The organism is Flavobacterium sp. (assembly GCF_030146175.1).
Lineage (GTDB): Bacteria > Bacteroidota > Bacteroidia > Flavobacteriales > Flavobacteriaceae > Flavobacterium.
In genome coordinates this window covers 15,175-27,702 of record NZ_JASLCE010000006.1, presented here as the reverse complement: position 1 = coordinate 27,702, position 12,528 = coordinate 15,175, and the positions used below count along the sequence as shown (strand labels likewise).

Below are 12,528 nucleotides of genomic sequence, written 5' to 3'. Positions count from 1 at the left end.
ACGAAACCCTGATTGGGGTAACGGTTTACATCAAAAGCCTGCAAACAGGTGCTACAACAAACGAGTATGGCTTCTACTCGATTACCGTTCCGAAGGGAACCTACACCGTACAGATAAACTATATGGGATATCAAGGTGTTGAAGAAACGCTTAATCTGAACCAAAACACCCGTAAAAACTTCGCATTAGGCGAAAACTCACGAGAACTACAGGAAGTGGTTATCACCGAAAACAAGAAAAAGGTCGATATTCGCCGACCGGAGATGAGTGTTAACAAACTTTCCATTAAAGAAATCAAAAAAATGCCGGTTGTTTTAGGAGAAACCGACGTTTTAAAGTCAATTCTGACACTTCCCGGAGTAACCAATGCCGGTGAAGGCGCCTCAGGATTTAACGTACGTGGTGGCGCAGCCGATCAGAACCTGATCTTACTGGACGAGGCTACTATTTACAATTCCTCTCACCTTTTCGGTTTCTTTTCGGTTTTTAATTCCGATGCGATCAAAGATCTGAAACTGTATAAAGGCGGTATTCCGGCTCGATTTGGTGGCCGACTATCCTCTGTTTTAGACATTTACCAAAAGGAAGGAAACAGTAAAGAATTCCATATGAATGGTGGTATCGGATTAATTTCCAGCCGTCTATTGGCCGAAGGACCAATTACCAAAGACCGCGGTTCGTTTCTGGTAGCCGGAAGAAGTTCCTACGCCCATTTATTCCTGAAAATGACGGACAATAAAAACTCCGCTTATTTCTATGATTTAAACACCAAACTAAGCTATAAATTAAACGATAATAATAACCTGTATCTATCTGGTTATTTTGGTCGTGATGTGTTTGATTTAAATGATAGCTTTAAGAATACCTATGGTAATACCGTGGTTAATCTGCGTTGGAATCATTTGTTTTCCGATAAATTATTCTCCAATATGTCAATGATTTATAGCGACTACTATTATGGACTAACACTGGACTTTGTTGGATTTAACTGGGATTCAGGTATTAAAAACTATAACTTTAAATACGATCTGAAACACTATATTTCCAATAAGCTACAATTGAGCTACGGTGTGAATGCTATTTATTATGATTTTAACCCGGGAACTATTGAACCAAACAAACCGAATTCCGGTATCAACGCAGATCAATTGGATAAAAAATATGCCTTTGAGCCTTCATTTTATATCGATGCCGAACAAAAACTAACCGAAAACCTTTCCGTTAACTACGGTTTGCGCTATTCGATGTTCTACCGTTTGGGACAACAAAAAATCAACACCTACGCAAACAATCAGGCGGTTATTTTTAACGACGATTTAAAGATTTACGAAAAAGCAACACCTACCGGAAGCGAATACTTCGGACGAAATAAAACCATCGCCAGCTTTGATAATTTTGAACCTCGTGTCGCCGTTTCCTATGCTTTAAACGATGATCAATCCATAAAGGCGAGTTACAACCGTATGAGTCAGTATTTGCATTTGATTTCCAATACAGCTTCTCCTACGCCTTTAGACGTATGGGCGCCAAGTGATAATTTCTTAAAACCGCAGACATTGGATCAATATGCGATTGGTTATTTCCGTAATTTCAATGAGGATAAATATTCCCTTGAAGTGGAAACCTTTTACAAAAACATCAAAAACCGCGTCGACTATATTGACGGAGCCGATCTAATTGCTAATAATGCGATCGAACAGGTAATCCTTAACGGAAAAGCCCGCGCCTACGGTTTGGAAGTATTGTTACGCAAAAACACCGGAAAATTAACCGGTTGGGTATCCTATACTTTATCCCGTTCCGAACAACAAACACCGGGAAGAACGCCAAACGAAACCGGAATCAATAACGGTGACTGGTACCGTACCGGATACGACAAAACCCATAACCTTTCGATCACTGGATCGTATACCCATACCGAAAAATGGACTTTCGGAGCCATCTTCGCATTACAATCCGGTCAACCGGTAACCTATCCAAACGGACAGTATATTTATCAGGGAATTTCGGTACCGAGCTACGGTAGCCGTAACGACAATAACCTTCCGTTATACCACCACCTGGATGTATCGGCAACCTATACACCGAAACCGGAAAAGAAAAAAGGATGGCAAGGCGAATGGGTATTTAGTATTTACAACCTGTACAGCCGCAAAAACGCAGCCTCAATCAGTTTCCGTCAAAACGAAGATACGGCCCGAAACGAAGCGATAAAACTTTCTATTTTCGGAATTGTACCATCGGTAACGTATAACTTCAAATTCTAAAGTATCCATTAAGAACGTATCATTATGAAAACCATATTAAAATATTTCACATTCCTGTTTGCAATTCTGATGCTGAATAGCTGCGAAGAAGTTGTCGATGTTAAACTGGACAGTGCTCCGCCTCGATTGGTTGTGGATGCCGCCCTTAACTGGATTAAAGGGACAACAGGTAATAATCAGGTAATCTATTTAACCACCACCGCCGATTATTTCGGTACGGAAATTCCGAAAGTAAGCGGTGCTACTGTGGTCGTAACCAACAGCAGTAACGTTGATTTTAACTTTTTGGAAGCCGTACCCGGTGAATATATCTGTACCAATTTCCAACCGGTTTTAGGAGAAACCTATACCCTGACCATCGTTAGCAATGGCGTAACCTATAAAGCAACCGAAACCTTAAAAAGCGTAGCCGATATTCTAAATATCGAACAGAAAAACGACGGTGGTTTTACCGGTGATCAGATTGAGTTAAAGACCTTTTATAACGATCCCGGAGACGAAGACAACTACTATTTATTCCGTTATATTCGCAATAATACTTTGGCTGTTTTCCGTTCCAGCGACGACCGTTTTGTACAGGGAAACACGACTTTCGATATTTATTCGCACGAAGATCTGAAAGTTAACGATAACGTAAACATCCGTTTAATGGGGATTTCCAGACAATATTACAATTATATGAACATTTTGATTAGTGTGGCACAAGGCGGCGGCGGACCGTTCCAAACGCCACCGGCTACCGTACGCGGTAACGTGATCAACCAAAACAATCAGGCCAATTATCCCCTCGGGTATTTTAGCCTGTCGGAAGTCGCCGAAACCAATTATGTTATTGAATAAAAATCTAAAAGACAACTTTCACCGGTTGTCTTTTTTGTTTTAAAATCATTGCTTACTTTTGGAATAACTCAAAAGTAAACAAATGTCTTCACACCATATTGTCCGCGACGACCAGGAACCGGCCTTAATTATTGCCAACGGAGCGCCCTGTAACGACGAATTGCTCGGACAGCTGTTGGAATGGTCGCCTTTAGTCATCGTACTCGATTCGGCTATGGAACGCGTTCTGGATCTCGGGATCAAAGTAGATGTACTCTTAGGGGACTTCGACCGTGATTTTGATGCGGAATTTTATCGTCAAACCCAATATCCAATTGAAATTGTTCATACACCCGACCAGGACAAAACCGATCTGGAAAAGGCCTTTGACTATCTTATCGAACGAAAAATACCGGCTGTTAATGTCGTTTGGGCTACCGGAAGAAGAGCTGATCATACCATTAGCAACATCACCAATATTGTCCGCTACCGCAACCTTCTGAAGATTGTAATACTGGATGATCATTCCAAAGTATTCCTGCTACCAAAAAAGTTTGAAAAATGGTATCCGGCCCATACGATACTTTCCTTAATTCCGATTGGAACCGTAGCAGGCATCCACTCTAAAAACCTATTCTATCCATTGCAAAACGATACCTTAACCATTGGTTATCGAACCGGAAGCAGTAATCATGTAAATGAAGACGGACTGGTTTGCATCGAACACACATCAGGTGATTTATTACTAATGGAATGTTTTGATTAGTATTTATTATTTACTTTTTTAACCCTAAAAATAAATAATAAATAAAATTCACTTTTCAATTGAAACAAAATAGTATTTTAGGCTACATATAAATAAGCATACAACCTACAACTCCAAAACCAATGAAAAAAATATTTCTTTGCGGTCTCGCACTTTCCCTGTTTTTGAGCAGCTGTTCTTCCCAGAAGAATAGTTCCTCCAAGGATTATGTATCCAAGTATATGAACACAATTAATAAGGAAGAATTAAAAAAACACCTTTATATTGTAGCTTCCGACGAGATGCAGGGGCGTAATACCGGCGAACCGGGACAGAAAAAAGCCGGCGAATACCTGATTGCCGAATACAAAAAAATGGGGATTTCCTATCCAAAAGGAGCTGATAGTTTTTATCAGAAAGTTCCTTCCGAATTTATGGTGCGTCCCTTTAGTCCTAAATTAGGAGATTCGGAAAATATCTGGGCCTATATCGAAGGTTCTGAAAAACCGGATGAGGTATTGGTGATTTCTGCGCACTATGATCACGTAGGGATGAAAAACGGAGAGATTTATAATGGTGCCGATGACGATGGTTCCGGAACGGTAGCGTTACTGGAAATCGCTCAGGCTTTTATGGATGCCAAAAAAGCCGGCCACGGACCAAAACGTTCGATCCTTTTTCTACATGTGACCGGAGAAGAACACGGATTACACGGATCCCGATACTATTCCGAACATCCGTTATTCCCATTAAAAAACACGATTGCCGATATCAATATCGATATGATCGGACGACGTGATCCGGCACATAAAGACAATGGTAACTATGTGTATGTGATCGGTTCCGACCGTTTGAGTACGGATTTGCATAACATCAACGAAGAGGCCAATAAAAAATATGTAAACCTGTTATTGGATTACAAATACAACGACCGAAACGATCCGGAACAAATCTATTTCCGTTCCGACCATTATAACTTTGCGAAACACGGCGTACCGGCGATCTTTTTCTTTAATGGTGTTCATGAAGATTACCATCAACCGGGTGACACTCCGGACAAAATTGAGTACGACTTACTGGAAAAAAGAGCCAAACTGGCTTTTGCTACCGCATGGGAACTGGCCAATCGCCCTAACCGTATCGTAGTGGATAAAAACGGTGAATAAATCCTAAAATAAAAACACCCGACCCATTTTAAAAACAGATCAGGTGTACAAATTAAAGATTAATCCGGAACAGCTGTCAGATCATAAGAATCCGACAGCTGTTTTTTTATTCGGTTACTTTCTCAATTATATAACCTACATTTTTTAATTGTTCCGCTAACGTAGCTTCCGAAACCGTATCGCTGTTAATGGTCAGAATCTTTTGCGGGTTTTCGGTATCCACTTTCCAGTTATCCGAACCCACAAGCGGATTTAACACCGGAGTCACTTTTTCGATACATCCGGCACATTTAATATTGGTTTTAAATTTCATCGTTTTCATTGTATTTATTTTTTAAATTTTAAAAGTAAACTGTTGCTCACCACACTCACGGAACTCATTGCCATAGCGGCTCCGGCAATCATCGGGTTTAGTAAAAATCCGTTAATCGGGAACAATACGCCGGCGGCAATCGGAATTCCGATAACGTTATAGATAAACGCCCAAAACAGGTTTTGTTTGATTGTTTTTACGGTTTGTTTTGACAAGTGAATCGCCACCGGGATTTTTTTCAAATCGGACGAAATGATCGTCATATGCGCAACATCCATCGCAATATCCGATCCTTTTCCCATTGCAATACTCACATTGGCCTGCGCCAGTGCCGCACTGTCGTTAATTCCGTCGCCAACCATAGCCACCACGCGACCTTCGTGTTGCAATTGTTTTACAAACTCCGATTTATCCTGTGGCAAAACACCCGCCTTGTACCGTTTAATATTGAGTTGTCTGGAAACGGAAGAAGCCGTTGCCTCATTATCACCCGTTAGCATAATCACTTCGATACCGTCGCGTTGCAATTCTTCGATAGCCTGTACCGATGTTGGTTTAATCGCATCCTGAACCGCGATAATAGCCAACACTTCCTGAGTCGAACCAAAAAACAATACCGTAGCTGCATTTTGGTAATATTCGTCTGCAAATCGCTGTAATTCGTCTGAAATGCGAATCTTTTCATTTTCCATCAATTTCTGATTTCCAACAAAATAGGTTTCGCCACCGGCAGTCGCTTTTACGCCAAATCCGGTAATGCTTTCGAAATGATCCAGACCAATCGTATCCAGTAAAGCATATTCCTCAACCACCGCCTGCGCTAATGGATGTTCGGACTGTTTTTCAATGGTTTTTAAGATTGCTGCTTTAGCGGCATTGTCATGTAACCATTTTGTAGCGGTAACTTTTGGTTTTCCTTCCGTAATTGTTCCTGTTTTATCCAAAATAATGGTATCTACTTTTTGAGCCAATTCCAGACTTTCGGCATCTTTTATCAGAATGCCCTGTTCGGCTCCTTTTCCAACACCAACCATAATAGCCGTTGGTGTAGCCAATCCTAAGGCACATGGACAGGCAATTACCAATACCGTTACCATCGCCATTAAGCCTTGGGTAAATCCGTTTTCACCGCCAAAAATCAGCCATATAATTAAGGTCAGGATCGAAATTCCTACCACAATCGGTACAAATATCCCGGCAATTTTATCGACCAGTTTTTGAACCGGTGCTTTACTACCCTGTGCATTCTGTACCATTTTAATGATATGCGCCAGTAAGGTATCCCCGCCTACTTTCCGCGCCCGGAACTGTAAACTACCTTTTTGGTTGAGTGTTCCGGCAAAAACAGTCGCTCCGATTCCCTTTTCAACCGGTACCGGCTCTCCGGAAATCATACTTTCGTCTACAAACGAACTTCCGGAAACCACTTCCCCATCTACAGCAATTTTCTCTCCGGGTTTTACCAGAATCAGATCATCCAACACAATCGATTCGATTGGCGCTTCCATAAACTCCCCGTTGTCTTTTACCACGGTTACCGTTTTGGGTTGTAATCCCATCAGTTTTTTAATTGCTGAAGCCGTATTTCCTTTGGCTTTCTCTTCCAATAATTTACCCAAAAGAATAAACGCAATCACCACCGTAGCCGCTTCAAAATAAACATGGGCATGTAGTCCTCTTTGATGCCAGAAATCGGCAAAAAGGGTATTAAAAACACTAAAAACATAGGCGATACCGGTACTCAGTGCGACCAGAGTATCCATATTGGCCGAACGGTGTTTTAACTGTTTCCAGGCATTTATAAAGAAATCTTTTCCATACCAGAACAAAACCGGTGTGGCAAAAAACCACATGATTTCATTTCCGTAGGGCATATCCATAAAAAACATCCCGATGATAAAAACCGGAAGGGTTAATAGTGACGCGCCTATCGTTTTCTTTTTTAGTTCTTCGTAATGATTTTTTTGTTGGGTTTCGACTAGCTCGTTTACATTGACATCTTCTTCAATGATCATATCGTAACCAATGGCTTGCATGGCTTTTTTAAAATCGTCGAGCGAAGCAACATTCGAATCGTATTCTACTTTGGCAGAGGCATTCGCATAATTAACTGCGGCGTCGATAACACCTTTCTGATGTTTCAACATACTCTCCACGCTTACCGCACATGAAGCACAGGTCATTCCGGTTACCGGAAAATTTTTAGTGATGGCTTCCATATCGTTATTTGTTTTTGTTAGAACAAAGTTAGACCGGAATGCGCAGAAAACTATTGTAGAATTTTATAATGGAGTTGTAAGATTTACACTTTGTCTAACGGAATTCGTTTTTCCGAACGGATGTTCTTAAAGTGCGACGGTGTTAATCCCGTTACTTTTTTAAACTGATTACTCAGATACGCTACACTACTGTAACCTAACAAATCGGCGATTTGTTTTAACGACAATTCATCGTAAACAATCAGTTCTTTTACCTTCTCGATCTTTTGGTTGATCAAGTATTTTTCGATCGTAATCCCTTCCATTTCCGAAAAAAGACTACTCAGATAATTATAGTCGTATTGTACTTTATCCGATAGGAATTCCGATACCGTCAGTTTTGTTTTTTCCTGATCGTGGTGAATAAAATTGATAATCGTTGTTTTCACTTTTTCAATAAGCTGCTTGCGTTTGTCATCGATAATCTCGAAACCAATCGCCTCCAAAGCCTCCGAAAACTGTTGCCGTTTTTCTTCCGAAACGGAATCCGCAAGTGTTACTTCACCCATCGTAACCTGTTGGTATGGAAGATCCATTTGATCCAGGATTTGGGTAACGGCCAAAACGCAACGTTGGCAAACCATATTTTTAACAGCTATTTTCATATTCTAAATATACTGTCAAAAATACAATTTGCCAACGGTATTTTAAATTCTTAACTTCTTTTTAAGGTTTTAAGATGAGTAATGATGGTGTATTATTTAGCCAGGTACTTCTGGATTCTACCAGTTTTTTCCAGCTGTCAACACTAATGATCATTAAATCTTGATCCTGTAAAAAGTCCTTTTCTATTTTGCGTTCGTTTAATAACTTAATATGATTAGGCGCCTGTTGTTCGATCGCACGGATACCTTCTTTGATTGTCGCATTATTTTTAATATTTCCAACCACATCCAGAACCGTTACCTGCGATTCGACATTTGCGATAAGCTTTTGGGCGTATTCGATCAGGAAAGCATCGGAATCATCGAATAAGGTCACAAAAACGCGATCGGCTTTTTCAAAATTTTTGTTCACCAACACCCCTACCGGAACTTCTGTTTTTGCCAGAATTTGCTCGGTACGTTCGTCAAACGGTGAATTTTCGAATAGTTTTTCCTTACCGGTAAACTTATTCAACAGGTTTTCCGGATTGATGATACGGGTTGTAAATCCAAGGATTTTTCCCAATAGTGTTCCTTCAAAAATAGATTGTCCTAAAGCGACCAAAACCAGGTCAAATTCACCTTTATTGGACACTTCGATAATATCCGAATCCACATCGGTTGAGGTTTTAAACAAAGTAGTCACCTTTTGTTTTAACTCTTTCGATTCGGCTAATACCGGTTTAAAACATTGTTCTTCGAATTCTTCCACATTAAAGGGATGTACTTCGTTACTCGACGGAATATGCATGGCCGTAACCATCGCATTTTTCTTCATCTTCTTAACAAAAGTATTCGCAAGTCGTAATAAACCTTTTCCTTCTTCGGGCGTATCGAACGATACCAATACCTTATATTTACTTACCTGACTGATTTCAGCCGGGATAATCTCGTCTTTGGTCTTGAATATAAAATTGATCAAATCTAAAGCCGGTCCGGTCATTAAGGTTGTAGCCAAAGCCATGATAACCATCATCGCAAAGATTTCCGGTTTTAACACCCCTAAATCGTATCCGATATTTAACACGACCAACTCCATCAATCCTCTGGTATTCATCAGCGCACCGATCATTAAACTATCGCGCCAGTTCTGACCTACGAATCTGGCCGTTATCGTACTTCCTACAAATTTTCCAACAACTGCTACCAATACAATCAAACCACAGATTTTCCATAAATACGGATCATCCAAAAGTCCGATTTGGGTACGTAATCCGGTAAAAACGAAAAACAACGGTAGTAACATCACCTGCGAAACGTCCTCCACTTTTTCGATAAAGATATTTCGAAAACGCATATTGTCCGGCATAATCGCTCCGGCCATAAAAGCTCCGAATAAAGCGTGAATACCAATTACTTCCGTAGCATAGGATGAGATTAATAACGTCAGGAAAAATATTGCTACAACCGATTTGGTAATGCTTTCTTTACTGGTGTACAATTCCCCGATTCTTTTTAGGAACGGGCGCACCACTTTTAGCATTAGAATCACATAGATAATCGCCAATGCTATAATATATAAGGAACTTAAAAACGAACCGGCCTTTACAATTGCGATTACAGCGGCCAGAATACACCAGGCTGTAATATCATCGGCTGCGGCACAGGTAATTACCATTGCGCCAAGTTTGGTTCGGTGTAATCCTCTTTCCTGTACAATACGTGCCAATACCGGGAAAGCCGTAATACTCATTGCGATACCGGTAAACAAAGCAAACGAAAGGAATTCTACACCATCCGGGGCAAATTGGGTGTAAATAAAATAAGCCAGAACCATACCGAGGGTAAACGGAATTACGATACTCGCATGGCTGATAACCACTGCTTCTTTGGCTTTATTTTGGAGTACTTTCAGATCGAGTTCCATCCCGACCACAAACATAAAAAGGATTAATCCGATCTGACTCAGGAACTGTAAATTCCCTAATGAGGCTTCCGGAAATAATAAATTGGAAAACTCCGGAAAATAGGTTCCTACAAGCGAGGGACCTAGTACGATACCGGCAAGTATTTCACCGATGACCATTGGTTGGCCTATTTTTTTACATAACTCTCCGAACAAACGTGCCACAAAAACAATGGTCACAATTTGTGCTAATAAAATCGCTAACGGATGTGTCAGATTATGAATTAGAGATGCCAAAAATTCCTGCCATTGGCTATTCCCGGAATTGGGCAATACAATATGACGGCCACCTTCCAGAACCTTTCCGTTTTGGACGGTCCAATACATGGCCGCAAAAGCGACTCCCAATACGCCGACATAAAAAAAGCTATTTTTAAAATTTTTCATAAGTTATCATTTTGGCTTACACTTATTTTGGTGCAAATATGCTATATAAAGCCTTGAAAAAAAATGAATTCGTAATATTAAAAACGCCTCTTGTAACGAAGCCGGCAAAAATTGTAACGAAATACTATAGCTTCACTTTCTCTACAAATTCCGGTCGGTAACTTTCACTTAAACCGAAACTAAACGGCTTACCATTTGCCATCATCACATTGGCAGTAATCTCGTCGTGCGAATAAAACTGTATGTTTTTAATGGCCAAAGCTTCTTTTTTATTGATCCGGCAAAATTCTTCCGCAGGCAATTGTTTTAACAACTTATCAAAAGAGTAATTTTTAGCGACAAAATTGGTAAGATCCTGTAGATAAATCACTTTATCCCGGCTGTCGGTTTCTGCCGATTTGATAAAGAAAATCTGATCGATCGATAATATGGTTTTACCTTTATCGGTATTTAATTGCAAATGTTTTCGAGTCGTTTTTGTAGTCTCAAAACGTTTTAATGCTTTTTGAACGGCTTGTTGCAAGCGCTCTTTTTTAATTGGTTTTACGACATAATCCACCGCATCAAGGTCGTATGCTTCGGCCGCAAAGTCTTTGTAGGCTGTCGTAAAAATAATTGCCTTCCCTTCCAATAAGTTAGCGACTTGTAATCCATTCATTCCCGGCATCTCAATATCGGAAATCAAAAGGTCAAAATCATGCTTATTACATTCGGCAAGAAACGTTTCCGGGTTATTAAAAGCTTTGATCACTTCCAATTCGGGAATTTGCTCACAAAGCATTTTAAGATAGGTTAATCCCGGTAATTCGTCGTCAAGAAGCAAGCATTTGAGTTTTGTACTCACGTAAATCAATTTTTAATTGTGCAACATAGACATCTCCTTCAATGAATTTGTCCAGTTTATAATGGTTTTTATAAATAATCTTTAATCGTTGTTCCAAGGTTTCCGATCCTAGTCCGCTATTGTCTTTTTTAAAGGCCGCTTTGCTGGAAATTTTATTGGTCACCGTCATTGAAAAAACCTGACCTTTTAATTCGATAACAACCGTAATAAAAGCATCGGCACTTTGCAAATCGGCATGTTTAAATGCATTTTCAATCAGATCGATCGAAATTAGCGGAGCCATTAACTGTTGTTGGTACGAGGCATCCGTTTCGTCGATTTTCTTTTTTACCGTAAGGGCAAAAAGCGGACTAATTTTGATTTTATTAATCTCAATCAGGTTTAAAGCGAAATCAATTTCTTCTTTTGGGCTCACAAAACGCCTTCTACTTTCATACAAGATATAATCCAGAACATTCGACAGCTTATCCATCGCAAAATACGTTTGATAGGCATGTGATTGTATCGAATTTAATATATTTTTAAACAAATGCGGATTCAGTTTGGATTCGAGTGTTTCCAATTGCAAATGGTTGAAACGCTCTTCAAAATCCACATATTTAACCTGCATATACTTTTTCTCTTTTTCCAGCTGTTGCAGTCTATACAAGAGATAGCCGGCGATACAAAGGATCAGCAGACACAAAAATAAAAATATATAATCCAGGTTTGTCATGTCCTAAAAGTCTTATTTTTCCACCGGTTTTTTCTGATCATTCCATGCGTCGATACCGCCGTCCAGTTCCACGATCTTTTTAAACCCTTTTTCTTGTAGGATTTCAACCGCTTCAGCACTTCTTCCTCCTGCTTTGCAGTACACATAAACCGGTTTTGTTTTATCCAATTTGTCCACTTCCTCTCCAAAGTTCTTTTCGTAAATATGCAGGTTTTTAGCACCTTTCAAGTGACCGGACTGGTATTCTTTTGGAGTACGCACATCGATCAGTTGTCCTTTATTGGCTGTAATTGTTTTTTCAAAAACTTCCGGGTTAACCAATTGGGTTCCTTGTTTTACCTGTGCCTGACAAGCGGTAAAAAACAATACAAAAAATAACAGTTTAAAAATTTTCAATTTCATAATCGTCCAATATTAAAGGCCTAAAAGTACAAAAAATGTCTGTAATCGTCTGCCAATGTTTT

At 39.9% G+C, this 12,528-nt stretch carries 11 protein-coding genes; 4 read left to right on the top strand and 7 right to left on the bottom strand.

Going from position 1 to position 12,528, the window contains the following annotated elements; all coding sequences use genetic code 11:
• The 4 genes from Q1R07_RS00485 to Q1R07_RS00470 all read left to right on the top strand — a co-directional run.
• The coding region (locus Q1R07_RS00485) for a TonB-dependent receptor (RefSeq protein WP_300484883.1) at positions 1-2,267 on the top strand (2,267 nt) is incomplete at its 5' end.
• A gap of 24 nt (positions 2,268-2,291) precedes the next feature.
• Entirely contained in the window at positions 2,292-3,107 is an 816-nt protein-coding gene (locus Q1R07_RS00480; RefSeq protein ID WP_300484882.1) for a DUF4249 domain-containing protein, read from the top strand.
• Between the two features lie 82 nt (positions 3,108-3,189).
• On the top strand, positions 3,190-3,852 hold the full coding sequence (locus tag Q1R07_RS00475; RefSeq protein ID WP_300484880.1) for a thiamine diphosphokinase: 663 nt from the start codon (positions 3,190-3,192) through the stop codon (positions 3,850-3,852).
• A 122-nt stretch (positions 3,853-3,974) separates the two neighbouring features.
• The gene (locus Q1R07_RS00470; protein WP_300484878.1) at positions 3,975-4,997 is read left to right on the top strand and encodes a M28 family metallopeptidase; all 1,023 of its coding nucleotides are present in this window, start codon (positions 3,975-3,977) and stop codon (positions 4,995-4,997) included.
• A 106-nt stretch (positions 4,998-5,103) separates the two neighbouring features.
• On the opposite strand, the gene Q1R07_RS00465 is transcribed toward Q1R07_RS00470, so the two are convergent.
• The 7 genes from Q1R07_RS00465 to Q1R07_RS00435 all read right to left on the bottom strand — a co-directional run bounded on the left by Q1R07_RS00465 (position 5,104) and on the right by Q1R07_RS00435 (position 12,466).
• The gene (locus tag Q1R07_RS00465; protein WP_300484877.1) at positions 5,104-5,319 is read right to left on the bottom strand and encodes a hypothetical protein; all 216 of its coding nucleotides are present in this window, start codon (positions 5,317-5,319) and stop codon (positions 5,104-5,106) included.
• A 5-nt stretch (positions 5,320-5,324) separates the two neighbouring features.
• A complete protein-coding gene (locus Q1R07_RS00460; protein ID WP_300484876.1) occupies positions 5,325-7,529 on the bottom strand; it encodes a heavy metal translocating P-type ATPase in 2,205 nt (734 codons plus the stop codon).
• An 83-nt stretch (positions 7,530-7,612) separates the two neighbouring features.
• On the bottom strand, positions 7,613-8,173 hold the full coding sequence (locus Q1R07_RS00455; RefSeq protein WP_300484875.1) for an AraC family transcriptional regulator: 561 nt from the start codon (positions 8,171-8,173) through the stop codon (positions 7,613-7,615).
• Between the two features lie 61 nt (positions 8,174-8,234).
• Positions 8,235-10,505 carry a cation:proton antiporter gene (locus Q1R07_RS00450; RefSeq protein ID WP_300484873.1) on the bottom strand — a complete coding sequence of 757 codons (2,271 nt, stop codon included), beginning with the start codon at positions 10,503-10,505 and terminating at the stop codon, positions 8,235-8,237.
• A 124-nt stretch (positions 10,506-10,629) separates the two neighbouring features.
• Positions 10,630-11,349, bottom strand: coding sequence for a response regulator transcription factor (locus Q1R07_RS00445; RefSeq protein ID WP_300484871.1), 720 nt, complete (start codon positions 11,347-11,349; stop codon positions 10,630-10,632).
• On the bottom strand, positions 11,318-12,064 hold the full coding sequence (locus Q1R07_RS00440) for a histidine kinase (RefSeq protein ID WP_300484869.1): 747 nt from the start codon (positions 12,062-12,064) through the stop codon (positions 11,318-11,320). The genes Q1R07_RS00445 and Q1R07_RS00440 overlap by 32 nt, the downstream gene beginning before the upstream one ends.
• Before the next feature lie 12 nt (positions 12,065-12,076).
• Entirely contained in the window at positions 12,077-12,466 is a 390-nt protein-coding gene (locus Q1R07_RS00435) for a rhodanese-like domain-containing protein (RefSeq protein WP_300484867.1), read from the bottom strand.
• Positions 12,467-12,528 lie beyond the last annotated feature (62 nt).